Annotated in this window: 25 protein-coding genes and 1 tRNA gene; 16 read left to right on the forward strand and 10 right to left on the reverse strand. The window is 73.4% G+C overall.

Annotation, left to right across the window (positions count from 1 at the left end):
• Positions 1 to 17: 17 nt before the first annotated feature.
• Positions 18 to 554 (forward strand): O-acetyl-ADP-ribose deacetylase, encoded by a 537-nt coding sequence (locus ACWD4U_RS27305; protein ID WP_363452199.1) that lies wholly within the window; start codon positions 18 to 20, stop codon positions 552 to 554.
• A 175-nt stretch (positions 555 to 729) separates the two neighbouring features.
• Here ACWD4U_RS27305 and ACWD4U_RS27310 read toward each other — a convergent pair whose 3' ends face one another.
• The 3 genes from ACWD4U_RS27310 to ACWD4U_RS27320 are packed head-to-tail and all read right to left on the reverse strand — an operon-like array spanning position 730 to position 3,306.
• Positions 730 to 1,551: a methyltransferase domain-containing protein gene (locus ACWD4U_RS27310; protein WP_363452201.1), complete on the reverse strand. Its 822-nt coding sequence runs from the start codon at positions 1,549 to 1,551 to the stop codon at positions 730 to 732.
• A gap of 28 nt (positions 1,552 to 1,579) precedes the next feature.
• Positions 1,580 to 2,914: an RNA polymerase sigma factor gene (locus tag ACWD4U_RS27315; RefSeq protein WP_363452203.1), complete on the reverse strand. Its 1,335-nt coding sequence runs from the start codon at positions 2,912 to 2,914 to the stop codon at positions 1,580 to 1,582.
• Positions 2,887 to 3,306, reverse strand: a complete 420-nt coding sequence (locus ACWD4U_RS27320; protein ID WP_363452205.1) for a YciI family protein — start codon at positions 3,304 to 3,306, stop codon at positions 2,887 to 2,889. The genes ACWD4U_RS27315 and ACWD4U_RS27320 overlap by 28 nt, the downstream gene beginning before the upstream one ends.
• A gap of 314 nt (positions 3,307 to 3,620) precedes the next feature.
• Between ACWD4U_RS27320 and mshA the strand changes: the two genes are divergently transcribed.
• The 3 genes from mshA (at position 3,621) to ACWD4U_RS27335 (ending at position 6,166) form a co-directional block, all read left to right on the forward strand.
• Positions 3,621 to 4,994 (forward strand): D-inositol-3-phosphate glycosyltransferase, encoded by a 1,374-nt coding sequence (gene mshA, locus ACWD4U_RS27325; RefSeq protein ID WP_449787328.1) that lies wholly within the window; start codon positions 3,621 to 3,623, stop codon positions 4,992 to 4,994.
• A gap of 129 nt (positions 4,995 to 5,123) precedes the next feature.
• Positions 5,124 to 5,657: a type III secretion system chaperone family protein gene (locus ACWD4U_RS27330; protein ID WP_363452209.1), complete on the forward strand. Its 534-nt coding sequence runs from the start codon at positions 5,124 to 5,126 to the stop codon at positions 5,655 to 5,657.
• Between the two features lie 32 nt (positions 5,658 to 5,689).
• Positions 5,690 to 6,166, forward strand: coding sequence for an SLATT domain-containing protein (locus ACWD4U_RS27335; protein ID WP_363452211.1), 477 nt, complete (start codon positions 5,690 to 5,692; stop codon positions 6,164 to 6,166).
• Positions 6,167 to 6,205: 39 nt separating this feature from the next.
• Here ACWD4U_RS27335 and ACWD4U_RS27340 read toward each other — a convergent pair whose 3' ends face one another.
• Positions 6,206 to 7,471: an MDR family MFS transporter gene (locus tag ACWD4U_RS27340; protein ID WP_363452213.1), complete on the reverse strand. Its 1,266-nt coding sequence runs from the start codon at positions 7,469 to 7,471 to the stop codon at positions 6,206 to 6,208.
• A gap of 101 nt (positions 7,472 to 7,572) precedes the next feature.
• Here ACWD4U_RS27340 and ACWD4U_RS27345 point away from each other — a divergent pair, with 101 nt between their 5' ends.
• Positions 7,573 to 8,331 carry a phosphoglyceromutase gene (locus ACWD4U_RS27345; protein WP_363452215.1) on the forward strand — a complete coding sequence of 253 codons (759 nt, stop codon included), beginning with the start codon at positions 7,573 to 7,575 and terminating at the stop codon, positions 8,329 to 8,331.
• A 307-nt stretch (positions 8,332 to 8,638) separates the two neighbouring features.
• The gene (locus ACWD4U_RS27350; protein ID WP_363452217.1) at positions 8,639 to 9,229 is read left to right on the forward strand and encodes a lytic polysaccharide monooxygenase auxiliary activity family 9 protein; all 591 of its coding nucleotides are present in this window, start codon (positions 8,639 to 8,641) and stop codon (positions 9,227 to 9,229) included.
• 90 nt (positions 9,230 to 9,319) lie between these two features.
• On the opposite strand, the gene ACWD4U_RS27355 is transcribed toward ACWD4U_RS27350, so the two are convergent.
• Both ACWD4U_RS27355 and phoU read right to left on the reverse strand, forming a co-directional pair.
• Positions 9,320 to 9,496 carry a hypothetical protein gene (locus ACWD4U_RS27355; protein WP_363452219.1) on the reverse strand — a complete coding sequence of 59 codons (177 nt, stop codon included), beginning with the start codon at positions 9,494 to 9,496 and terminating at the stop codon, positions 9,320 to 9,322.
• Positions 9,497 to 9,635: 139 nt separating this feature from the next.
• Positions 9,636 to 10,310, reverse strand: a complete 675-nt coding sequence (gene phoU / locus ACWD4U_RS27360; RefSeq protein ID WP_363452221.1) for a phosphate signaling complex protein PhoU — start codon at positions 10,308 to 10,310, stop codon at positions 9,636 to 9,638.
• A 285-nt stretch (positions 10,311 to 10,595) separates the two neighbouring features.
• Here phoU and ACWD4U_RS27365 point away from each other — a divergent pair, with 285 nt between their 5' ends.
• Positions 10,596 to 11,846: a sensor histidine kinase gene (locus tag ACWD4U_RS27365; protein WP_363452223.1), complete on the forward strand. Its 1,251-nt coding sequence runs from the start codon at positions 10,596 to 10,598 to the stop codon at positions 11,844 to 11,846.
• Entirely contained in the window at positions 11,843 to 12,535 is a 693-nt protein-coding gene (locus ACWD4U_RS27370) for a response regulator transcription factor (RefSeq protein WP_014136565.1), read from the forward strand. The genes ACWD4U_RS27365 and ACWD4U_RS27370 overlap by 4 nt, the downstream gene beginning before the upstream one ends.
• 63 nt (positions 12,536 to 12,598) lie before the next feature.
• Here the strand turns inward: ACWD4U_RS27370 and ACWD4U_RS27375 are convergent, their stop codons facing one another.
• Positions 12,599 to 13,258, reverse strand: coding sequence for a DUF461 domain-containing protein (locus ACWD4U_RS27375; RefSeq protein ID WP_363452225.1), 660 nt, complete (start codon positions 13,256 to 13,258; stop codon positions 12,599 to 12,601).
• Between the two features lie 367 nt (positions 13,259 to 13,625).
• On the opposite strand from ACWD4U_RS27375, the gene ACWD4U_RS27380 reads away from it, so the two are divergent.
• The 7 genes from ACWD4U_RS27380 to ACWD4U_RS27410 all read left to right on the forward strand — a co-directional run bounded on the left by ACWD4U_RS27380 (position 13,626) and on the right by ACWD4U_RS27410 (position 20,322).
• Positions 13,626 to 14,108 (forward strand): CarD family transcriptional regulator, encoded by a 483-nt coding sequence (locus ACWD4U_RS27380; protein ID WP_014136563.1) that lies wholly within the window; start codon positions 13,626 to 13,628, stop codon positions 14,106 to 14,108.
• Between the two features lie 211 nt (positions 14,109 to 14,319).
• The gene (gene ispD / locus ACWD4U_RS27385) at positions 14,320 to 15,078 is read left to right on the forward strand and encodes a 2-C-methyl-D-erythritol 4-phosphate cytidylyltransferase (protein WP_363452437.1); all 759 of its coding nucleotides are present in this window, start codon (positions 14,320 to 14,322) and stop codon (positions 15,076 to 15,078) included.
• Positions 15,068 to 15,571 carry a 2-C-methyl-D-erythritol 2,4-cyclodiphosphate synthase gene (gene ispF, locus ACWD4U_RS27390; protein WP_363452227.1) on the forward strand — a complete coding sequence of 168 codons (504 nt, stop codon included), beginning with the start codon at positions 15,068 to 15,070 and terminating at the stop codon, positions 15,569 to 15,571. Before ispD ends, ispF begins: the two co-directional genes overlap by 11 nt.
• A gap of 44 nt (positions 15,572 to 15,615) precedes the next feature.
• Positions 15,616 to 16,008 (forward strand): PPOX class F420-dependent oxidoreductase, encoded by a 393-nt coding sequence (locus tag ACWD4U_RS27395; RefSeq protein WP_363452229.1) that lies wholly within the window; start codon positions 15,616 to 15,618, stop codon positions 16,006 to 16,008.
• A 63-nt stretch (positions 16,009 to 16,071) separates the two neighbouring features.
• Positions 16,072 to 17,466: a cysteine--tRNA ligase gene (cysS, locus tag ACWD4U_RS27400; protein ID WP_363452231.1), complete on the forward strand. Its 1,395-nt coding sequence runs from the start codon at positions 16,072 to 16,074 to the stop codon at positions 17,464 to 17,466.
• 85 nt (positions 17,467 to 17,551) lie between these two features.
• Positions 17,552 to 18,544 carry a 23S rRNA (guanosine(2251)-2'-O)-methyltransferase RlmB gene (gene rlmB, locus ACWD4U_RS27405; RefSeq protein ID WP_363452233.1) on the forward strand — a complete coding sequence of 331 codons (993 nt, stop codon included), beginning with the start codon at positions 17,552 to 17,554 and terminating at the stop codon, positions 18,542 to 18,544.
• A 245-nt stretch (positions 18,545 to 18,789) separates the two neighbouring features.
• Complete coding sequence (locus ACWD4U_RS27410) at positions 18,790 to 20,322, forward strand: DoxX family membrane protein (protein WP_363452235.1); 1,533 nt, start codon at positions 18,790 to 18,792, stop codon at positions 20,320 to 20,322.
• Between the two features lie 99 nt (positions 20,323 to 20,421).
• Here ACWD4U_RS27410 and ACWD4U_RS27415 read toward each other — a convergent pair whose 3' ends face one another.
• The 3 genes from ACWD4U_RS27415 to ACWD4U_RS27425 form a co-directional block, all read right to left on the reverse strand.
• Complete coding sequence (locus ACWD4U_RS27415) at positions 20,422 to 21,186, reverse strand: nucleotidyltransferase family protein (RefSeq protein WP_363452237.1); 765 nt, start codon at positions 21,184 to 21,186, stop codon at positions 20,422 to 20,424.
• A 143-nt stretch (positions 21,187 to 21,329) separates the two neighbouring features.
• The gene (locus ACWD4U_RS27420; protein WP_363452239.1) at positions 21,330 to 21,767 is read right to left on the reverse strand and encodes a hypothetical protein; all 438 of its coding nucleotides are present in this window, start codon (positions 21,765 to 21,767) and stop codon (positions 21,330 to 21,332) included.
• 202 nt (positions 21,768 to 21,969) lie between these two features.
• A complete protein-coding gene (locus ACWD4U_RS27425; protein WP_363452241.1) occupies positions 21,970 to 23,058 on the reverse strand; it encodes an ABC transporter ATP-binding protein in 1,089 nt (362 codons plus the stop codon).
• 291 nt (positions 23,059 to 23,349) lie between these two features.
• On the opposite strand from ACWD4U_RS27425, the gene ACWD4U_RS27430 reads away from it, so the two are divergent.
• Positions 23,350 to 23,423: transfer RNA gene (locus ACWD4U_RS27430), tRNA-Thr, on the forward strand.
• The last annotated feature ends 51 nt before the right edge of the window (positions 23,424 to 23,474 follow it).

A 23,474-nucleotide genomic window follows, 5' to 3' on the forward strand; every position in this document is an offset into this window, starting at 1 on the left:
GACGAGGAGGAGCAGCGGTGACACAGATCACGCTGGTGCAGGGTGACATCACGGAGCAACAGGTGGACGTGGTGGTGAACGCCGCCAACAGTTCGCTGCTGGGAGGCGGCGGGGTGGACGGGGCGATCCACCGCCGGGGCGGGCCGGAGATCCTCGCCGAGTGCCGCGCCCTGCGGGCGTCGCGCTACGGCAAGGGCCTGCCGACCGGTCGGGCCGTGGCGACCACGGCCGGCCGGCTGCCGGCCCGCTGGGTGGTGCACACGGTGGGGCCGGTCCACCTGGCGGAGGACTACCAGCAGCGGTCGGAGCTGCTGGCCTCGTGCTATCGGGAGTCCCTTCGGGTGGCGGTGGAGTTGGGAGCGCGGACGGTGGCGTTCCCCGCGATCTCGGCCGGAATCTTCGGCTGGCCGCTGGACGATGCCGCTCGGATCGCCCTGACGACCGTGGTCGAGGCGGACCCCGACCTCGAGGAGGTGCGGTTCGTGCTGTTCGGTGCGGAGGCGTACGAGGCGTTCGAACGGGCGTGGCGCGGGATCGCGGAGCAGCGGGGCTGACGGACGCTCAGCTGGGGCGTGCGCCCGCTCGTGCGAACGTTCCCATGGTGGCGCGGCGGGGCGTCAACACGCCAGAGGAATTCGATAACTCGTTCGAGTGAACTATCGAACGGGTGCACGAACATGCGCGTGAGCAGCACTGTTGACGGAGGGTCAGGGGGCGTACGGCGCGTCCTCAGCGCGGGGCCAGCGCACTCCACTCCACGGTCAGCTCGCCCTGCCGCCAGCGCCCCCGGGCGTCCCGCAGCGGCCAGTCGCGGGCCAGCGCGGCGCAGGCCGCCGCCCAGCGCTGCCGGGCGCCGAACGCCTGGAGCGGCGCGGCGGCCGCCCAGGCCCGGTCGAAGTCGGTGAGGAAGGCGTGCACCGGTCGGCCCGGCACGTTGTGGTGGATCAGCGCCTTCGGCAGCCGCTCGGCCAGGTCGGACGGCTGCCCGAGGCTGCCGAGCCGGGCCGCGAAGGTCACCGTCCGCGGGCCCTCCGGCCCGAGCGCCACCCAGACGTGCCGGCGGCCGACCTCGTCACAGGTGCCCTCCACCAGCAGCCCGTCCGGGGACAGCCGCCCGCACAGCCGCTGCCACACCTCGGCGACCTGCTCCTCGTCGTACTGCCGCAGCACGTTCGCCGCCCGGATCAGCTGGGCCCGCGCCCCGCCCAGCGGCACCTCGAAGCCGCCGCGCCGGAAGTCCAGCAGCGGCGGCGCGGCGTACGGCAGCGCGGCGGACACCCGGGCCGGGTCGATCTCGATGCCGACCACCCGAATGTCGGCGCGCACCGCGCGCAGCCGGGCGGACAGCTCCACCGCCGTCCACGGCGCCGCGCCGTAGCCCAGGTCGACCGCGACCGGCGGGGCGTCGGCGGCGCGCAGCGGACGGCTCAGGGTGTGCGCGATCCAGCGGTCCATCCGGCGCAGCCGGTTGGTGTTGGTGGTGCCCCGGGTGATCGTCCCGACCGGGCGGGAGGAACGCGCCCGGGCAGCGGGGGAGTCGGTGGGGGCCATGGCAGACAAGGGTACGCAGCCGGGCCGCTCACCCCAGCGCCGCCGCCTTGCGCAGCAGCACGGCCCGTTCGGGCGCGTTGCGGCACAGCCGGGCGGCGTCCTCCAGCTCGGCCCGCGCCGCGACGGTCCGGCCGAGCCGCAGCAGCAGCTCGCCGCGCACGCTCGGCAGCAGGTACGACCCCGCCAGCCGCCCGCCGGCGGCCAGCCGGTCGACCATCGCCAGCGCCTGCAACGGCTCGCCCGCCATCGCGACGGCCACCGCCCGGTTGAGCTCGACGACGGGGGACGGGGCCACCCGGCCGAGCGCCTCGTAGAGCAGCACGACGCGTTCCCAGTCGGTCTCCGCCACCGACGGCGCGGTCGCGTGACAGGCGGCGATCGCGGCCTGCAGGCCGTACGGCCCGAGGCCCCGGCGGGCGGCCGTGGCCCGGCCGAGCGCGGCCAGGCCGCGCCGGATCGCCGAGCGGTCCCACCGGCGCCGGTCCTGGTCCTCCAGCAGCACCGCCTCCCCGTCGGGCCCGGTCCGCGCCGGGAAGCGGGCGGCGTTCAGTTCGAACAGTGCGAGCAGACCGTGCGCCTCCGGCTCGCCGGGCAGCAGCGCGGTCAGCGTCCGGGCCAGCCGGATCGCCTCGTACGCCAGGTCGGAGCGCAGCAGCCGGTCGCCGGCCGTGGCCGTCGAGCCCTCCGTGAAGATCACGTACAGCACGCTCAGGACGCCGCCGAGCCGGGCCGGCCGCTCCTCGGCCGGCGGCAGCGCGAACGGCACCTGCGCGGCGGCGATGGTCTTCTTCGCCCGGGTGATCCGGGCCTGCACGGTCGGCACCGGGATCAGGAAGGCCCGGGCGATCTCCTCGGTGGACAGGCCGCCCACCACCCGCAGCGTGAGCGCCACCCGGGCCTCGGGGGACAGCACCGGGTGGCAGGCGGTGAACATCAGCGCGAGGACGTCGTCGTCGACCCGGTCGGGGTCCCACGGCAGCTCCTGCGGCCCGCCGGTCCCGGGCGCCGCGCCCGCGCTGAACCCGCCCTCGGCCAGCTGGCCGGCCAGCGCGGCGTACCGCTCGTCCAGCGCCGACCTGCGGCGGAAGGCGTCGATCGCCCGCCGCCGGGCGGTCGCCAGCAGCCAGCCCACCGGGTTGGCCGGGGCGCCCTCGCGCGACCAGGTGACCAGCGCCTCCGCGAGCGCCTCCTGGGCGACGTCCTCGGCCAGCGCGAAGTCCCCGGTGTAGCGGGCCAGCGCGCCGACGATCCGCGCCGACTCGATCCGCCAGACCGCCTCGACGGCCCGCCGCGCCGCCTCGGCGACCGGCGGGCCGTCGTCGGCCGCCCCGGGTGTCAGAGCTGACCCGTCCGCTCGCGCCACGCCCGCTCCTTGACGATCCACTCGTTGTCCTGCGGGAACTCGTCGATCCCGGGCACCCGGCGCACCTCGCACTTCGAGCCGGTCATCGCCGGGATCCGCTTGGCCCACTCGACCGCTTCCTCCCGCGACGCCACGTCGATCAGGTAGAAGCCGCCGAACAGCTCCTTGGTCTCACCGTAGGGGCCGTCGGTGACCACCGGGGTCTCTCCGCTGAAGTCCACCACCACGCCCTGCGACGGATCGTCCAGCCCCTCGGCGGCGACCAGCACGCCGGCCCGGATCAGCTCCTCGTTGAAACGGCCCATGGTCTCGAGCATCTCCTCGAAGGGCGTCTCCATCATCTTCGCCATGGACTCGTCCGTGCCCCGCATGATCAGCATGTACTTCGACATCTCCGGCCTCCTCGTTCGGGGGTCGCCGCTCGACCCGTTCCATCCCTAGGTCGAACGGCGCAGCCGCGGATCGACACGACGGACGGACATCGCCCATTTTTCTTCGGACCGCCGCCCTTCCGCCGGATCTTCGCCGGACCGCCGCCCGGCGCGCCGAGCCTCCCGCCGGGCCGGCCCGGTGCGCGTGGGCCGTTCGTGATCTCACCGGTCGAGACGGGAATAGGGGACGGCCGGACTCCCGTTGGCACACTTGTCGCACACCGCCCGCAGCGCGCAGCCGCGGGCGGCGGCATGTGAGCAGCGAACACGCGGGGATGACCAGAGGAGGCTTCAGCCAGGTGACCCAACACCTCGTCGGCACGGCCCATCCGGGGCGACTCGTGGCCCCGCCGTTCCTCGGCCCGCTGGACTCGCTGGTCCCCGGCCGCGGCCGCCGCCCCCGCCGGATCGCGATGCTCAGCGTGCACACCTCGCCGCTGCACCAGCCCGGCACGGGCGACGCGGGCGGGATGAACGTCTACATCGTCGAGCTGGCCAAGCGGCTCGCCGAGATCGACATCGAGGTCGAGGTCTTCACCCGCGCGATCAGCTCCGAGGACGCCCCGGTGGTCGAACTGGCCCCCGGCGTCCTGGTCCGGCACGTCACCGCCGGCCCGTACGAGGGGCTGCTCAAGGAGGACCTGCCCGCCCAGCTGTGCGCCTTCACCCACGGCGTGCTGCGCACCGAGGCCGGGCACCGCCCCGGCTACTACGACCTGGTGCACTCGCACTACTGGCTGTCCGGGCAGGTCGGCTGGCTGGCCGCGGAGCGCTGGGGCGTGCCGCTGGTGCACACCATGCACACCATGGCGAAGGTGAAGAACGCCGCGCTCGCCGAGGGCGACACGCCCGAGCCCGCGGCGCGGGTGATCGGCGAGACCCAGGTGGTCGGCGCCGCGGACCGGCTGATCGCCAACACCGCGGAGGAGGCCGCCGAGCTGGCCCGCCACTACGAGGCCCGGCCGGAGCAGCTCGCGGTGGTCCACCCCGGCGTCAACCTCGAGGTCTTCCGCCCCGGCGACCGGCGCGCCGCCCGGGCCCGGCTCGGCCTGCCGCAGGACGCCGCGGTGCTGCTGTTCGCCGGCCGAATACAGCCGCTGAAGGCCCCCGACGTGCTGCTCAAGGCGGTCGCCCGGCTGCTGGAGCGCCACCCCCGGCTGCGCGAGCGGCTGGTCGTGCCGGTGGTCGGCGGCCCCTCCGGCAGCGGCATGGCCCGCCCGGAGAGCCTGCACAAGCTCGCCGCGCAGCTCGGCATCTGCGACGTGGTCCGCTTCCACCCGCCGGTCGGCCAGGCCCAGCTCGCCGACTGGTACCGCGCGGCCACCGCCCTGGTGATGCCCTCGCACAGCGAGTCCTTCGGCCTGGTCGCGCTGGAGGCGCAGGCCTGCGGCACCCCGGTGGTCGCCGCCGCGGTCGGCGGCCTCCCGGTCGCCGTGCACGACGGCCGCACCGGCACCCTGGTCCCCGGCCACGACCCGGACGCCTGGGCGCAGGCCCTGCTGCCGTACGTCACCGACTCGGCGCTGGTCGCCGCCCGCGGCACCGCCGCCGCCCGGCACGCCCGCGCCTTCGGCTGGCACGCCGCGGCGGACACCACCGCCGAGGTCTACACCGGCGCGCTGGCCGACGCCCGCCTGCAGGTCGCCTGACACCGCGAGGCCGCACCGCCGGGTCGCCGCGCCGGGGCTGACACCACGTCACCCCCGCGGCGGCGCGGCGTCGGTCGGGTGACCGAGCCGACACCCCTGCCGGGTCGCCCGGCGGCTAGCGTGGTGCCCATGGCCGCCAAGGACGACGCACTGACCCTCCTCCGCACCGCGCTCGACGAGGCCGGCGTGGCCTGGGAGCCCGCCGCCGCCGACCCGTACACGCTGGTCGCCACGCTGCCCGGCACCCGCAAGCTCTCCACCGCCTGCGCGCTGCGGATCGGCGACCACACCCTCTCGGTGAACGCCTTCGTGATCCGCCGCCCGGACGAGAACCAGGAGGGCGTCTACCGCTGGCTGCTGGAGCGCAACACCCGGCTGTACGGGGTGGCGTACGCGATCGACCGGCTCGGGGACGTCTACCTGGTCGGCCGGCTGCCGCTGGAGGCGGTGAGCGCCGACACCGTCGACCGGCTGCTCGGCACCGTGCTGGAGAACGCCGACGAACCGTTCAACACCCTGCTGGAGCTCGGCTTCGCGAGCGCGATCCGCCGCGAGTGGGAGTGGCGCACCAAGCGCGGCGAGTCCACCCGCAACCTCACCGCCTTCGCCCACCTGGCCAGCGAGGGCGCACAGCCGGACGGGAACCTGCCGCCCGCCGGGTGACCCCGGTATCCTCCCGGTCGGGGAGGGAACCGATGACCATTGAATCGGCCGCCGCCGAGCGGCAGTTGGCCTGGCTGGAAACCGAGCTCGACGCCGAACTGGTGGAACGGCGCCGCCGCCGCGACTGGGACCGGGGGCGTGCCCTGACCCTGCAGCTCGCCACCGTCGGCCTCTCCGCGCTGGTGACGGTGCTGCTCGGCCTCAAGGTCGCCGAGCCGGCCGCGCGGGTGCTCGCCGACGTGGCCCTGGTGGTCGGCGCGCTGGTCACCGTGCTCGCCGCCTGGGCGGCGTTCTTCTCCTACCGCAACCTGTGGATCCAGCGCGCCGACACCGTCCACCGCCTCGCCGTCCTGCGCCGCCGCCTCACCCTGCTGCGCGCCGAGACGGGCGGCGCGGCGCCCGACCCCGTACGGGCCGCCGAACTGATCGACGAGTACCACCGGGTCCTGCAGGAGGCCCACGAGTCCTGGGTCCGGCTCCGCCAGACCGAGACCGGCCCCATCGGCTGACGCCGAGTCGGCCGGTCGGCCGGTCGGCCCGTCAGCCGGTCAGCCGACCACCGCGTTGGCCGGGGCCGCCGCGTCCGCGGCCTGCGCGGCCGGCGACTCCTGGCGGACCCGGCCGATCGGGACGTGGGCGACGGCGGCCAGCGTGCCGGCCACCGCGCAGGCGCCCCAGACCGCCCAGCTGCCCGCGTACTGGAGCAGCAGGCCGCCGACCGCCGGGCCGAGGAAGGAGGCCAGCGACCAGGACAGCGAGTAGACGCCCTGGTAGCGGCCGCGGGCCTGGGCCGGGGAGAACTCGGTGACCAGCGCCATCATGGTGGGCGCGTTGACGATCTCGCCGATGGTCCAGATCGCCACCGTGACCGCGTACAGCGCGGCCGAGTCGCCGGCCAGCGCGGTGAGGCCGAAGCCCCAGCCGGTGAGCAGCGCGCTGGCCGCCAGCAGGGCGGTCCGGTTGCGGCCCTCCATCAGCCGGGTGAGCGGCAGCTGGAGCAGCACGATCAGCACGCCGTTCAGGCTGGCCACCAGGCCGAACTGGGTGGTCGAGATGCCGTGCCGTCCCATGTCCACCGCCAGCGTGGTGGAGCCCTGCTGGTACACCAGGGCGAGCAGCAGGTTGACCGCGACGACGGCCAGGAAGGGGCGGTCCCGGAAGACCGTGCCCAGGCCGATGGCGGGGGCTGACGGTTCGTCGGCCGACGTCTGCGCGGCGGGCCGGGTCTCCGGGACCTTCACGAAGACCAGCACCGCGCACAGCAGGGTGGAGAGCGCGTCGAGCAGGAAGAGCAGCAGGTAGCCGTGGACGGCGATCAGCCCGGCCACCGCGGCGGAGGCGCCGAAGCCGATGTTGATCGCCCAGTAGTTGAGCGAGTAGGCGCGGACCCGGTCGGCGGCCGGGACCAGGTCGGCGATCATCGCGGAGACCGCGGGCCGCGAGGCGTTGTTGGCCAGGCCGGTCAGGAACGCCACCGCGGCGATCGCCACCGGACCGTCGGTGAAGCCCAGCACCGCGGTGAACAGCGCCGTGGACAGCTGCGCCGCCAGCAGCGTGGGCCGCCGTCCGAGCCGGTCGGTGAGCACCCCGGCCCCGATCGCGGCGACCGCCGAGCCGAGCCCGAAGAGCGCCGCCACCAGGCCCGCGTACGCCGCCGAGTAGCCGCGCTCGGCGGTCAGGTAGAGCGCCAGGAAGGTGACCACGAAGCCGCCGAGGCGGTTCACCAGCGTGGAGGCCCACAGCCACCAGAACTGGCGCGGGAGTCCGCCGCCGGCTCGGCGGATCTCGGTGACCAGGCGGTGGGCGACGGGCATGGCGGCTCCCCGGAGCGGTAAGCAGTAAAGATCCGGAGCGCACATTACCCACGACGTGGACAGCCCGGCCAGCGGATTTTGCCCTCCACTAAGCTGGCCCCATGGCTGAGACGACCTACCGCTTGATCCTGCTCCGACACGGCGAGAGCCAGTGGAACCAGAAGAACCTCTTCACCGGTTGGGTCGACGTCGACCTCAACGAGAAGGGCGAGAAGGAGGCGGCCCGCGGCGGTGAGCTGCTGCTCGCCGAGGGCCTGCTGCCGGACGTGCTGCACACCTCGCTGCTGCGCCGCGCGATCCGCACCTCGCAGATCGCCCTGGACAAGGCCGACCGCCACTGGATCCCGGTCCAGCGCAGCTGGCGCCTGAACGAGCGTCACTACGGTGCGCTGCAGGGCAAGGACAAGGCCCAGACCCTCGCCGAGTTCGGCGAGGAGCAGTTCCAGCTCTGGCGCCGCTCCTACGACACCCCGCCGCCGGCCCTCGCCGACGACGCCGAGTACTCCCAGGCCGGCGACGCCCGCTACGCCGAGATCCCCTCGGAGCTGCGCCCGCGCACCGAGTGCCTCAAGGACGTCGTCGAGCGGATGCTCCCGTACTGGTACGACGCGATCGTCCCGGACCTCGCCGCCGGCCACACCGTCCTGGTCACCGCCCACGGCAACAGCCTGCGCGCGCTGGTCAAGCACCTGGACGGCATCTCCGACGAGGCGATCGCCGGCCTGAACATCCCGACCGGCATCCCGCTCGTCTACGAGCTCGACGCCGACTTCAAGCCGCTCACCCCCGGTGGCCGCTACCTCGACCCGGAGGCCGCCGCCGCCGCCATCGAGGCGGTCAAGAACCAGGGCAAGAAGTAGGTCCGGGGCGCTCCGCCAGGCGCTCTTCCGAGGCCCTCACCCCCTTCCCGCGCAGCCCCCTGCCCGGCGCAACGGCGCCCCGGCCCAGGGGGCTGTCCCGTTTCCGGAGCGTCTTGCCGTGCGGTGTCAACTCCCTTACGGTCAAAGGTGGTTCAGGAATGGTTCAGACCATTGACGGGGCTCCCCTGGGCTTCTAGCGTGGTGGCACTGTCGGCGCGGGCATGACAATCAGGGGGCTGCCCCCACGCACCCCGGGTGGTTCCCGCCCGCGTTCGCGTACTCCATCCACCCCCACGGAGGGAGCACCATGCGCAAGCGCAACATCCTCGTCGTGGCCGTCGCGGCGGCCGCCGCGTCCCTGGCCACCGCCGTCCCGGCGAGCTCGCACGGCTGGATCACCACGCCCCCCAGCCGGGCCGGGCTCTGTGCCGCGGGCACCGTGAAGAACTGCGGCGACATCCAGTGGGAGCCGCAGAGCGTGGAAGGCCCGAAGGGCTTCCCGTCGTCCGGACCGTCCGACGGCACGCTGTGCGCCGGCGGCAACGCGCGGTTCGCCCAGCTCGACGACCCGCGCGGCGGCGCCTGGCCGGCCAGGCAGGTGACGGCCGGTCAGCAGCTGACCTTCACCTGGAACTTCACCGCGCGGCACGCGACCACGCAGTTCCGGTACTACCTCACCAAGGCCGGCTACAACGCGGCCACCACCAGGCTCACCCGGTCCAACCTGGACCTGACCCCGTTCCTGACCGTGCCGTACGGCGGCCGGCAGGTGCCGGGTTCGCTCAGCCACACCGCCACGCTGCCGTCCGGCCGCACCGGCCACCAGGTGGTGCTGGCGGTCTGGGACATCGCGGACACCGGCAACGCGTTCTACCAGTGCATGGACGTCACCTTCTGAGCCGGCTGACGGCCTGACCGCGGGCACGACCGGCCGCGGGAACGACGACGGCCGGGCACCCGGAGAACGGGTGCCCGGCCGGAGGCCCTGTCAGTGGCCGCCGCAGCAGCCGCCGGTCGCACCGCCGCACTGGCAGGGCGCACCGGACTGGCAGCCGCAGCCGCAGCCGGGGCCGCACCCGCAGCCCGCGGCGAGGATCGGCAGCAGCTTCGCCGGAGCCGGGGCGACCGGGCTCGGCGGGGGAGTGGTGGTGGGAGTTGCCTTCATCGCGCTGGATCCTCCTCGTCCGGGCGGAGCCGGGCGACCCGCCGGGACGCCCGTCCCTTCGAGTGAAGCCCGCAGGTTGACGGTGCGTCAACGGGCGCGCGGAGTCGGGACGCCCACCAACCGTGCGCCCCCCGGCGGATTACTCGGCGGGTTCGGCGATCGCCTTGTAGTCCTCGACGTACTCGCCGGTCACCAGGTAGACGACGCGCTTGGCCACCGAGACGGCGTGGTCGGCGAAGCGCTCGTAGTACCGGCCGACCAGGGTGACGTCCACCGCGGTCTCGATGCCGTGGTGCCAGCGGTCGTCCAGCAGGTGCGAGAAGAGCTCGCGGTGCAGGGCGTCGATCGCGTCGTCGTCCGCCTCCAGCTCCATCGCCCGGTCGACGTCCTTGGTGGCGATCACCAGGCCGGCCTTGGCCACCAGGCGCTGGGCCAGCTGGCCCATCTCCAGCACGGTGGCGTGCAGGTCGGTCGGCACGGCGCACTCGGGGAATCGCAGGCGCGCGACCTTGGCGACGTGCCGGGCGAGGTCGCCGCAGCGCTCCAGGTCGGCGCTCATCCGCAGCGAGGTGACGACGATGCGCAGGTCGGTGGCGACCGGCTGCTGGCGGGCCAGCAGGTCGATCGCCCGGTTCTCCAGCTCGTGGTGGATCGCGTTGACCTTCTCGTCCGCCGCGATCACGCTCTCGGCCAGTTCGAGGTCCGCGTCCAGCAGCGCGGTGGTGGCCCGGCCCATGGCCGAACCGACCAGGCGGGCCATTTCGACCAGGTTGTCGCTGATCGAGTCGAGTTCCTCGTGGTACGCGTCGCGCATGCGCTCTTCTCCTCCAGTACCGGTGTCGGTGGCGGTGCCGACCGGACGCCCGTACCGGTGGACCTGAGGTCACGGCGGCAGGGGCGGCCGCTGCTGGTGGCGCGAATAGTAGCCGCGCCACCGCCCACACGGGCTTGCTCGGCCAACACTGAGCCGTTCGGGCGACCGTCCACGGCCGCCCCAGTGAACCATCAGCAGCGTGAAGGTGAATTCTCGGCAACGCCAGGCCGATGCCTTGATCGCACCCTTACGAGACCGCCTCGACCACCATTTACGCTGGCTTGCATGGACGTGAACGTAGCCGCCGCCGCTGCCTGCGCCATAGCCGGGCTCGGCGTCGGCCTCACGGCCTCCATCGCCTTCCGCTGGAGCGAGCGCGAGCAGGGGCGAGGCAACAGCGGCAAGAACCCAGGGCAGGACCTGGTCCAGGAACCAGCCTTGCCCCCGGGCGTGGACACCGTGCTCTCGGTGCTGCGCTCGTGTGCGATCGTGCTCGGTGACGGCGACGAAGTGGTCAAGGCCTCCTCGGCCGCCTACGCGATGGGTCTGGTCCGCGGCGGCAAGGTGGCCGTCGACCAGATGCTCGCGCTGGCCCGCTCCACCCGGCGGGACGGCGAGATCCGCCAGGTCGACCTGGAACTGACCCGGCCGGGCGCCGCCGCCCGGACCGCCGAACCGCTCGCGGTCTCGGTCCGGGTCGCCCCGCTCGGCTCCCGGCTGGTGCTGGTCCTGGTCGAGGACCTCACCGACCGGCGGCGGATCGAGGCGATCCGCCGCGACTTCGTGGCGAACGTCTCGCACGAGCTGAAGACCCCGGTCGGCGCGCTGTCGCTGCTCTCCGAGGCGGTCGCGGACGCGTCCGACGACCCGGAGGCGGTGCAGCGCTTCGCCGGGCGGATGCAGGTCGAGGCCACCCGGCTGGCCAGCCTGGTCCAGGAGATCATCGACCTCTCCCGGGTCCAGGACGACCAGCTCAAGGTCGACCCGGAGCCCTGTCCGGTGGACGAGCTGATCGCCGAGGCGATCGACCGGTGCCGGCAGACCGCCGCCGCCAAGCAGATCCACATCACCGCGGGCGGCACCGGCAACCTGTACCTGACCGGCAACCGCGGCCAACTGGCCGCCGCCCTCGGGAACCTGGTGGAGAACGCGGTGAACTACAGCCCGCCGCGCACCAGGGTCGCGATCGCCACCCGCCGGATCTCCAGCGCCGCCGCGCTGGGCGAGGCGGACGGCGAGCTGATCGAGATCTCGGTGACCGACCAGGGCATCGGCATCTCGGAGAAGGACCGCGAGCGGATCTTCGAACGCTTCTACCGGGTGGACCCCGCCCGCTCCCGCCTCACCGGTGGAACCGGCCTCGGCCTGTCCATCGTCAAGCACGTCGCCGCCTCGCACCGCGGCACCGTGTCGGTGTGGAGCGTCGAGGGCCAGGGTTCCACCTTCACCCTGCGACTCCCGGCCGGCCAGGCACCGGCCGCGGACCGCGCAACTCACGCACCAACCACATTTCCTGCCCCGGAGGCCCGATCGTGACCCGTGTACTGGTTGTGGAGGACGAGGAGTCGTTCAGCGACGCCCTCTCGTACATGCTCCGCAAGGAGGGCTTCGAGGTGGCCGTCGCCGCCACCGGCCCCGACGCACTGGAGCAGTTCGAGCGCAACGGCGCCGACCTGGTCCTGCTCGACCTGATGCTGCCCGGCCTCCCCGGCACCGAGGTCTGCCGCCAGCTGCGGGTCCGCTCCAACGTCCCGGTGATCATGGTCACCGCCAAGGACAGCGAGATCGACAAGGTCGTCGGCCTGGAGATAGGAGCCGACGACTACGTCACCAAGCCCTACTCCACCCGCGAGCTGGTCGCCCGGATCCGCGCGGTGCTCCGCCGCCGCGGCGAGGACGGCGGCGCCGACGGCGCGGCGGCCCCCGGCGCGCTGGAGGCCGGCCCGGTCCGGATGGACGTCGACCGCCACGTGGTGACCGTCGACGGCGCCAAGGTCGACCTGCCGCTCAAGGAGTTCGACCTGCTGGAGATGCTGCTCCGCAACGCGGGCCGGGTACTCACCCGGATGCAGCTGATCGACCGGGTGTGGGGCGCGGACTACGTCGGCGACACCAAGACCCTGGACGTCCACGTCAAGCGCCTGCGCGCCAAGATCGAGCCGGACCCGGGCGCCCCGCGCTACCTGGTCACCGTCCGCGGCCTGGGCTACAAGTTCGAGCCGTAAACCGTCACCCGGAACACCGCGAAGGGGCCCCGCACCGTGCGGGGCCCCTTCGCGTGCCGCGGGTCAGTGGGCGGAGGCCGAGGCGCTCGCGGAGGTGGACGGCGGGGCGGCCGGCGAACCGCTCGCGGTGGCGCCGGGGGAGGCCGAGGCCGACGCGGAGGCCGACGGCGAGGCCGAGCCGGACGGGCTCGCGGAGGCCTTCGACTCGGCCTTCGGGCCGTAGCCCGCGTAGACGCCGGCGCCCGGCTGGACGTTCGCCTGCGTGGAGACCTGGCCGGCCCGGCCGAAGGTGAACGAGGTGGGCGCGTAGCCGCCGACCGTCAGCTTGGCCGAGGAGACCTGCGCGATCGGGCTGTTCTCGCGGCCGCTGACCAGCACCGAGCCGCCGGCCGGGATGACGATCTCGGAGACCGCGTCGCCCTTGGGGCCGGTGAAGGTCGCGGCGGCGTCTCCGACCTTGAGCGACTTCAGGGTCTCCGGGGCGCTGCCGGAGTTGCTGATGTTGACCGTGACGGTGGCCGCGCCGGAGTACTCGCCGGCCGCCCCCGCGGGGGTCACCACGACGATGTTGTTCAGCGTGAGGTCGGCGCCGATCGAGGTCGCCGCGTTGTCCGGCTTGATCTGCAGCGTCTCGGCGTCGTTGCTCGCCGAGCAGGCGGCCAGCGGGACGATCGCGGCGAGGACGATTGCGGCTGCGGCGCCGCGTCGAAGGCTCCGGCTCACGGCGGCGACTTCTCCTTGGTACGGATCCACGGAAAGGATCACGGGTCGGTGGTCGACGCTCACACTACCGACCACACATATCCGGCTCTCACGGGGTGGCCCCGTGTCGCGAGGCGATCACGATCGGCACCGTTCGGCGAGTCGGGGCAAAAACTCAAGATCCAATCATGGTTTCGAGCCGGTTGCCAGAGGTTTCGTCCGGCGGTCGTACCGCCTCCGACCTGCGGGAAGCCCGCGTCGAACACCGGTCGCAGCATGCGACGGGGGTGGTTGTCAAGCCCTGGGACCCGCCCTGACCTGCGAAAACGCCCTTCGGGTCAGCCGAAAAGCGTGTTATTCTGGAAAGCCACGGAAGGGGTCCTGTCACATGACGTTCAAGGTTGGCGACACGGTGGTCTACCCCCATCACGGGGCTGCGCTGATCGAGGCCATCGAAACTCGCCAGATCAAAGGTGTGGACAAGACCTACCTGGTGCTGAAGGTGCAGCAGGGAGATCTCACGCTCCGCGTTCCCGCGGAGAACGCCGAGTTCGTCGGCGTGCGCGACGTGGTCGGCCAAGAGGGGCTCGACCGGGTCTTCGAGGTGCTGCGGGCACCGTACACCGAAGAGCCCACCAACTGGTCGCGCCGGTACAAGGCGAACCTTGAGAAGCTCGCGTCGGGCGACGTGATCAAGGTGGCCGAGGTCGTCCGCGACCTGTGGCGCCGTGAGCGCGAGCGCGGCCTCTCGGCCGGCGAGAAGCGGATGCTGGCCAAGGCCCGGCAGATCCTGGTGAGCGAACTGGCGCTCGCCGAGAACACCAACGAAGACAAGGCCGAGACGCTGCTCGACGAGGTCCTCGCCTCCTGAGCGCGGTTCGCCCGCAATCGTTCGCCGTACGGCCGAGCCGAACACAGCCCTGCCCGACGGTATGACGCAGCGCCCGATGGTGCCCGAAACGGCACCGCGGGCGCTTCGGCATGCCCACAGGCGTGGCGAAGCCGCCGGTCGGTTCGGCTAACGTGCAGTCAGGAAGGGGGCCCGTCCGCACGCGAATACGCACTCGGCTCGGGCCATACCCATCGCGACCAAGGAGCCAAACCTGAACGGCACAGCACAGCTTGCGGCGGCGGTCGTCCCGGCCGCCGGGCGTGGCGAGCGACTCGGTCCCGGAGCGCCCAAGGCGCTGCGCGAACTCGGCGGCGTGCCGCTGCTGGTGCACGCGGTGCGGGCGCTGGCCGCCAGCCGGGCGGTGGGCGCGGTGGTGGTGTGCGCCCCGCCGGACGGCGTGGCCGAGGTGGTCGGGCTGCTGAGCGGCCACGGGCTGGACGGCGAGGACGTCCGGGTGGTGGCCGGCGGCGCGACCCGGCAGGAGTCGGTGCGGCTCGGCCTGGCGGCCGTCCCCGCGGGCACCCGGGTGGTGCTGGTGCACGACGCGGCGCGCCCGCTGGTCCCGGTCGAGGTGGTGGACGCGGTGGCGGCCGCCGTCCGGGCCGGCGCGGAGGCCGTGGTGCCCGCCGTGCCGCTCGCCGACACCGTCAAGCGGGTCGACCCGCAGCCGGCCGGGACGCCCGAGCCGGTGCTCGACACGCCGGACCGGGCCACCCTGCGCGCCGTGCAGACCCCGCAGGGCTTCGACCTGGCCGCGCTGGTCGAGGCGCACGACAAGGCGGTGGCCGAGGGCGCCGAGGTCACCGACGACGCCGGGCTGATCGAGCGCTCCGGCGGCCGGGTCGTCGTGGTGCCCGGCCACGAGGAGGCGTTCAAGGTGACCCGTCCGCTGGACCTCGTGCTCGCCGAGGCCGTACTCGCCCGCCGGAGGGCCACCGATGGCTACTGAGCCGCTCTTCCCGCCGCTGCCGCGGGTCGGCATCGGCACCGACGTGCACGCCTTCGAGGCGGGCCGGCCGCTGCGGGTGGCCGGGCTGGACTGGCCGTCCGAGTACGGGCTGGCCGGGCACTCGGACGCCGACGTGGCGGCGCACGCCGCCTGTGACGCGCTGTTCTCGGCCGCCGGGATCGGCGACCTGGGCGCGCACTTCGGCACCGACCGGCCCGAGTGGGCGGGCGCGGCCGGGGTCGCGCTGCTCGCCGAGGCCGCCCGCCTGGTGCGGGAGGCCGGCTTCGAGATCGGCAACGTGGCGGTCCAGGTGATCGGCGTCCGCCCGAAGATCGGCAAGCGGCGTGCCGAGGCGCAGGCCGCGCTCTCGGCGGCGGTCGGCGCGCCGGTCTCGGTCTCCGGCACCACCACCGACGGGCTCGGCCTGACCGGCCGCGCCGAGGGGCTCGCCGCGATCGCGACGGCGCTGGTGTACGAACGTCCCTCCGCCTAGCCTGGGTCCTGACGGGGGGTCAGGACTCGGCTCTGGGAGGACGGATGGGCGCGGAACTCACCGACGGGGTGAAGGCCCTGCTGGACGCGAAGAGCTTCGCGGTGGTGGCGACGGTGCAGCCGGACGGCAGCCCGCAGGCGTCGGTCGTGTGGGTGCGGCGGGACGGCGAGGACATCCTGTTCTCCACCGTGCAGGGCCGCCGCAAGCACCTCAACATGGTCCGCGACCCGCGGATCAGCGTGGTGATCAACCCGCCGGGCCACCCCTACCGGTACTTCGAGGCGCGCGGCGAGGTCACCATGACCACCGAGGGCGGCCGCGAGCTGATCGACGAACTCTCCCGCAAGTACCGGGGGGTGGACTACGAGGCGGACGGGCCGGACGACGTGCGGGTGGTGGTCCGGCTCAGCCCGCGCAAGGTGATCGGCAACCTGTAGCGGCGCGCGACGGGTCGGAAGGAGGTGGCGGGGCACCCCCCGCCGCCCACTACCCTGGACGTCGTGACCCTTCGTCTGTACGACACCATGACCCGCCAGGTACGCGACTTCGTCCCGCTGGTGCCGGGCTGTGTCTCGATCTACCTGTGCGGCGCCACGGTGCAGGCGCCCCCGCACATCGGGCACATCCGCTCCGGCCTCAACTTCGACGTGATGCAGCGGTGGTTCCGCTACCGCGGCTACGACGTCACGTTCGTCCGCAACGTCACCGACATCGACGACAAGGTGATCGCCAAGGGGCGCGAGCAGTCCACCGAGTGGTGGAAGATCGCGTACGCCAACGAGCGCGCCTTCAACGAGGGTTACACCGTGCTCGGCTGCCTCCCGCCGAGCGCGGAGCCGCGGGCCACCGGCCACGTGCCGGAGATGATCGAGATGATGCGCGGGCTGATCGAGCGCGGCCACGCGTACGAGGCCGACGGCAACGTGTACTTCGCGGTGACCACCTACCCGGACTACCTGGCGCTCTCCAACCAGGAGTTGGAGAACCTGCGGCAGCCCTCCGGGGACGGCGAGACCGGCAAGCGCGACCCGCGCGACTTCGCGATGTGGAAGGCCGCCAAGCCGGGCGAGCCCAGCTGGGAGACCCCGTGGGGCCGCGGCCGGCCGGGCTGGCACCTGGAGTGCTCGGCGATGGTGCACAAGTACCTGGGCAGCGCCTTCGACATCCACGGCGGCGGGCTGGACCTGATCTTCCCGCACCACGAGAACGAGATCGCCCAGTCCAGGGCGTACGGCGACGAGTTCGCCAACTTCTGGGTGCACAACGCCTGGGTGACGCTGGCCGGCGAGAAGATGTCCAAGTCGCTGGGCAACTCCGTGCTGGTCTCCGAGATGGTGCAGCGCTGGCGGCCGATCGTGCTGCGCTACTACCTGGCCGGACCGCACTACCGCTCGATGATCGAGTACAGCGAGGAGTCGCTGCGCGAGGCCGAGACCGGGTTCAACCGGATCGAGGGCTTCATCGAGCGCGCCGTGGAGCGCTGCGGCACGGTCGACGCCGCGCCCGAGGTACCGCTGGCCTTCGCCGAGGCGATGGACGACGACCTGGGCGTGCCGCAGGCCCTCGCGGTGCTGCACACCGCCGTCCGGCAGGGCAACAGCGCGCTGACGGCGGACGACAAGGAGTCCACCGTGGCCCGGCTCGCCGAGGTCCGGGCGATGCTCGGCGTGCTCGGCCTGGACCCGCTGGACCCGATGTGGGCCGGCGGCGGCGCCCAGGGCGAGGAGCTCACCGGCGTGGTCGACTCCCTGGTCAAGCTGGTCCTCGACCAGCGCCAGGCGGCCCGCGCCCGCAAGGACTTCGCCACCGCGGACGCCATCCGCGACCAGCTCGGCGAGGCCGGGCTGGCGATCGAGGACACCCCGTCCGGCCCGCGCTGGACGATCAACCAGTAGCCCCCCGGGGCGCGGGAGGGCCGTACCTTTGAAGGGTGCGGCCCTCGCGCACTGACGCAGACACGTAGAGACAGGAAGTACAGCCATGGCCGGCAACAGCCAGCGCAGGAACCGCCGCAACCCCGGATCGAAGAAGGGCGCGAGTGTCGGTACCGGCGGCCACAGCCGGAAGGCGCTCCAGGGCAAGGGCCCGACCCCGCGCGGCGAGGAGCGCAAGGGCCACCCCAAGCAGCGGGCCGCCAACGCCGCGATCAAGCGCGAGCGCGACGCCAAGTCCCGCGCGGGCATGCGCCGCTCCGGCGCCGGTTCGCGCAGCGGCCGCGGCGGCGCGGGCGCGGCCGAGCTGGTGGTGGGCCGCAACTCGGTCGTCGAGGCGCTGAAGGGCGGCGTGCCGGCCACCGCGCTGTACGTCCAGCAGTTCATCGACACCGACGACCGGGTCCGGGACGCGTTCCAGGCCGCCAACGAGCGCGGCGTCCCGCTGATGGAGGCCCCCCGCCCGCAGCTGGACCAGATGACCGGCGGCCTGAACCACCAGGGCCTGGTGCTGCAGGTCCCGCCGTACGAGTACGCGCACCCCGACGACCTGCTGGCAGACGCCGCGGACGCCGGACAGGACGCGCTGATCATCGCCCTGGACGGGGTCACCGACTCCCGCAACCTGGGCGCCGTGGTCCGCTCCGCCGCCGCGTTCGGCGCGCACGGCGTGGTCATCCCGGAGCGCCGGGCGGCCGGCATGACCGCCGGCGCCTGGAAGACCTCCTCCGGCGCGGCGGCCCGGCTGCCCGTGGCCCGCGCCACCAACCTCACCCGGGCGCTGGAGGCGTACCAGAAGGCCGGCCTGATGGTGGTCGGCCTGGCCGCCGACGGCGAGGCCGAGATCGGCGACCTGGAGGCCCTGACCGGCCCCGTGGTGATCGTGGCCGGCTCCGAGGGCAAGGGCCTGTCCCGCCTGGTGTCGGAGACCTGCGACCTGCGGGTGCGGATCCCGATGCCCGGTCAGACCGAGTCGCTGAACGCCGGTGTGGCCGCGGGCATCGTGCTGTACGAGGCCGCGCGGCTGCGCGCCAAGCGCTGACGACTGCTGCTGACGCTCCGTCACGGCGCCTGCCGTGGCCGTCGTTTTGGTGAGTCAACCGGTCGGGTCCGGTCGGGCCCGGTCGGTTTTCTCATGATCACTTCAAATCCTCTCCCGGAATCCACCCGGGAGAGTGTCCTCCGGGCCCGTCACCCGGTTAGAGGGGTGTGGACACCAGAACACCTCGGCGCACCGGGCCGCTCCCCACGGGGATAGACGACGGTCCCGGCCTCAACACGGTCAGGGTGCCGTCGGATCCGGCGAAGCTCAGCAGCACCCAGGCCAGCTTCCGGGTCAGGCTCGCCGCCCCGGTGGCCCCGATGATCGACGCCCCGGCCGGTGCCGCCTTCGGCGATCCGTACGGTCTGCAGGGCGGCATCCGCCCGATGGTCACCCCGCAGGTGGTGGTGCCCGCCGCGGCGGTGCCCACGCTGGCCGGGATCACCGCCGCCTCGGTCGTCGGCGGCTCGGCCGTCGGCGCGGGGGCCCGGCGCAAGGCGCGGGTGGTCACCTGGAGCGGCCAGGCCGGTCCCGGCGACACCGCCGCCACCCGGCTGCTGGAGGCGGTGCGGCTGAGCACCGTGCCCGCCCCGGCGAAGTCCTTCACCGACGACGAGACCCAGCAGCTGCAGGCCGTCCCGCGCCAGTACGGACCGGCCGGCTCCGGGGAGGCCCCGCACGTGGGCGTGCCCGAGGTGCTGGACGACGCGGTCCGGGTCGGCGGGCGCAGCTGGGAGCCCGAGGGCGAGCTGCCGGAGATCCCCTCGATGAGCGAGGGCTCCAAGCACGCCTGGTACCCCGGCCGCCGGGTCGACCTCGGCCTGGTGCTGCTGCCGCTGCGGGTGCTGCTCGGCGCGCTGTCGGTGTACGCCGGGTTCAGCAAGCTCTGCGACCCGGTGTACTTCGACGGCGGCGAGCGCGGGTCGATGATGCGCTGGCTCTCCTCGCTGCACCCGTGGAAGGTCGCCCAGCCACTGCTGGACTTCGCGATGGCCCACCCGGTCGGCGCGGGCCTCGCGGTGTCCTTCGTGGAGATCGTGGTCGGCGTGCTCGCCGTCCTGGGCCTGTGGCAGCGGCTCGCCGCGGGCACCGCGATGGCGCTCTCCGCCGCGCTGCTGTTCACGGTCAGCTGGAAGGCGGTGCCGGTCTACGACACCCCCGACCTGATCTTCCTGGCGGCGTGGAGCCCGCTGCTGATCGCCGGCGCGCCGTTCGCCTCGCTGGACGGCCGGATCGCCCTGGAGGCGTTCCGCCGGTACGGGCCCGGCGAGCCGGGCGCGGTGCGGCGGCGGATGCTGCGGCGGCGCACCGTGGTCACCGCGGTGGTGGTCGGCCTGACCCTGCTCACCGGCTCGCTGCTCGGCGCGGCGGTCCGCACCGGCCGCACCCAGGCGCCGGCGCACCCGCCGACCGACTACGGGTCCCCGGTCTGGCCCGCCAACGGCCCGTCGCCGACGCCGACCGGCCCGGCCCCGAGCAAGGCACCGGCGAGCACCGCCCCGGCCTCCCCGTCCGCCCCGGCCTCGCCCTCGCCGAGCCGCAGCGGCAGCAAGAAGCCCAGCGGTGCGCCGAGCAGCCCCGCCGCGTCGAGTCACGGCACCGGCGGCGGGAGCACCGGCTCCGGCAGCGGTGGCGCGGGCGGCGGTACCGGGACGGGCGGTGCGCCGCCCAGCACGCCGCGCTCGCAGCCGTCCAGCGGCGTGATCGGCGGGCTGCTGGGCAGCGGGCCGCCGCTGCTGGAGCTCGGCATGCCGCGGACCGGCGGCGAGGTCGCCTGACGGCCGGTCAGGCGGTGGGCGGGGAAGCCGCGCAGGGCCCCTTCCGGAGCGTTCCGGGAGGGGCCCTGGCTCTTTTGTGCGGCTTGTGGGGGCCGGGCGCTAGGCGCGGGTGGCGGCGAGCTCCTTGGCGGCCTCGGTGAGGTCCTTCGCGGTGTCGATGGCGCGCCAGTAGCAGCCCTGCGGGATCTGGTAGCCGGCCAGGCGGCGGCCGCGGGCCAGTTGCGGGAAGGTCGTGCGCTCGTGGTCGCCGACGTCCGGGAGCAGCTCGCGGAAGCCCGGTGCGAAGACGTACAGCCCGGCGTTGATCAGGAACGGGGACGGCGGGGCCTCGATGAAGTCCAGCACGTTGCCGAAGCGGTCGGTCTCCACCGCGCCCCACGGGATCCGCGGCCGGGCCAGCGCCAGGGTGGCGACGGCGCCCCGCTCGTGGTGGAAGGCGGCCATCTCGCGCAGGCTGAAGCGGGTCCAGATGTCGCCGTTGGTGGCGTACCAGGGCTCGTCGGGGCGCGGCAGGGCGCGCGAGGCGAACTTCAACCCGCCGCCGCGGCCCAGCGGTTCGGCCTCCACCACGGTCTGCACCCGGAGCGGCAGCTCGGCCGCGGCCAGCCACTCCTGCAGCACCTCCGCGAGGTGCCCGCAGGAGATCACCACGTCGGTGACGCCCTCGGCGGCCAGCCAGGCCAGCTGGTGCCCGATGATCGGCGTCCCGGTGCCGGGGATCTCCACCAGCGGCTTGGGCCGGTCATCGGTGTACGGGCGCAGCCGGGAGCCCTGGCCGCCCGCCAGGATCACCGCCTGGGTCACGACGGGCACCGGGGTGCCCGCGACGGCGGCCGCTGCTGTGGAGGGGGTGTCTGCGGTCATGACGCCACGATAGGGCCCGCCCGGGGCGGGCCCCATCGGTGACGTGTCGTCAGGCCGGGTCGGCCCGGGCCCGGGTCGACCCGGGCGGTGGGTCAGGCCGAGTTGGCCCGGGTCGACCCGGGCCAACCCAGAGTCGGCCCGGGTCAGCCCACCACGCCGGCGGCGAAAGCGCCGTCGCAGACCGGGCGGGCGAAGGAGCGGGCGCGCTGGACGTCGCCCTGGTACTTCTTCACCGCGGCGCGGCCGAGGTCGCCGGCCAGCGCGGTGCAGTACGGGGTGAGCGAGGGCTTCTCCCGCATGGTGCGCTCCAGCAGGTCGAGCGCGGTGCCGGGGTTGTGGTTCTTCAACTCCTCCAGCAGGTCGACCCGGAGGGCGTCCTGCGGGGCCAGGCCCTGGGTGTTGGGGGAGGTGGAGGTCCGGCCGATGGTGCCGTCGCCGCTGGAGGCCGCGACCACCTGCTGGTCCAGCCCGGTCGGTGGGGCCCAGGGGACGCGGGTGACGGCGAGCGTGCCGGTGGTCACCAGGATCACCGGCAGGGTGAGGGCAACGGTCTGGCCGATTCGGCGAACGAGCTGTTTCACGCATCGGAGCGTAGCGGTGCGTGGCGGCTCGGGCGCGTCGCGTTACACCATCGAGTGAGGCGTGTCCCGTTTTGTTCCGCCGTCGGGTTGACGGGAACGGCGGAACCCCCTGCCGACCGCCGTGGGCAGGGGGTTCCGGGTGGAGCTGTGTGTCGCTACCGGTCCGGTCCGAGCTGTGTTGCCACCGGGTCCGGTCGGAGCGTCAGCGGCTCAGGCGCTCGCCGGTGGTGGCGAACACGTGCGGCTCGTTGCCGACCGGGACGACGTGGATGGTCTCGCCGCGCTGCGGGATCTCCCGGCTGTGCACGCGGACGACGATGTCCTTGTCCTCGCCGGAGACCTGGGTGGTGCCGTAGACGAAGCCGTCGGCGCCGAGCTCCTCGACCACGTTGACGGTGACCGCGACGCCCTCGAGGCCGCCGGCCGGGACGATCTGGAAGTGCTCCGGACGGATGCCGACCACGACCTTCTTGGCGTCGCCGGCCTTGGTCAGGTCCTCGCGGTCGATGTTGATGACCGAGCCGCCGAACTTCACGCCGCCGTCGACCAGCGGGACCTCGACCAGGTTCATCGCCGGGGAGCCGATGAAGCCGGCCACGAACAGGTTGCCGGGCTTGTCGTACATCTTGCGCGGCGCGTCGACCTGCTGGAGCAGACCGTCCTTGAGGACCGCGACGCGGTCACCCATGGTCATGGCCTCGGTCTGGTCGTGGGTGACGTAGACCGTGGTGATGCCCAGGCGGCGCTGCAGCGAGGCGATCTGGGTACGGGTCGAGACGCGGAGCTTGGCGTCCAGGTTCGACAGCGGCTCGTCCATCAGGAAGACCTGCGGCTGGCGGACGATCGCGCGGCCCATCGCGACACGCTGACGCTGACCACCGGAGAGCGCCTTCGGCTTGCGGTCCAGGTACTCGGTCAGGTCGAGGATCTTCGCGGCCTCTTCGACCTTGGTGCGGATGTCCGCCTTGTTCACGCCGGCGATCTTCAGGGCGAAGCCCATGTTCTCGGCGACGGTCATGTGCGGGTACAGCGCGTAGTTCTGGAACACCATGGCGATGTCCCGGTCCTTCGGCGGCAGGTGGGTGACGTCGCGGTCACCGATGCGGATGGCGCCGGAGTTCACGTCCTCCAGGCCGGCCAGCATGCGGAGGCTGGTGGACTTGCCACAGCCGGAGGGGCCGACCAGCACGAGGAACTCGCCGTCCTCGATGTGCAGGTCGAGCGCGTCGACCGACGGCTTGGTGGCACCCGGGTAGACACGGGTGGCCTGGTCGTACGTCACAGAAGCCATGATGCTTCGCTCCTTCACCGGCAGGAACGTGCCGGACGATCCGAGTAAAGGTTGGGTTGTCCGCCGCGCCCTGGAGGTCTGAACCACTTGGCCGGGCTCGGCTCTCCGCGACGGTACCTGGCGGTTCATCCTTTTGTCAGCCCTCCGCCGCCCCCGATTTCGGCATCGATCCGATCACGGCCTCCCCCCGGCCACCCCACACCTCCCCGCCCGTAACCCCCCGCATCTCCGCCCCCCCGCCCGGTACACTGCCCCATGGTGCCGCCGTGGGACTCCGCGGACGGCCACCGCGCCTCCTTAGCTCAGCTGGCCAGAGCACCGCTCTTGTAAAGCGGGGGTCGTCGGTTCGAACCCGACAGGGGGCTCAGTGAACCACCCCGGATGAGCTGCAGGTTTGGCCTTCTAGGGGCTTCATC

It is taken from the genome of Kitasatospora sp. NPDC002522, from assembly GCF_053595195.1.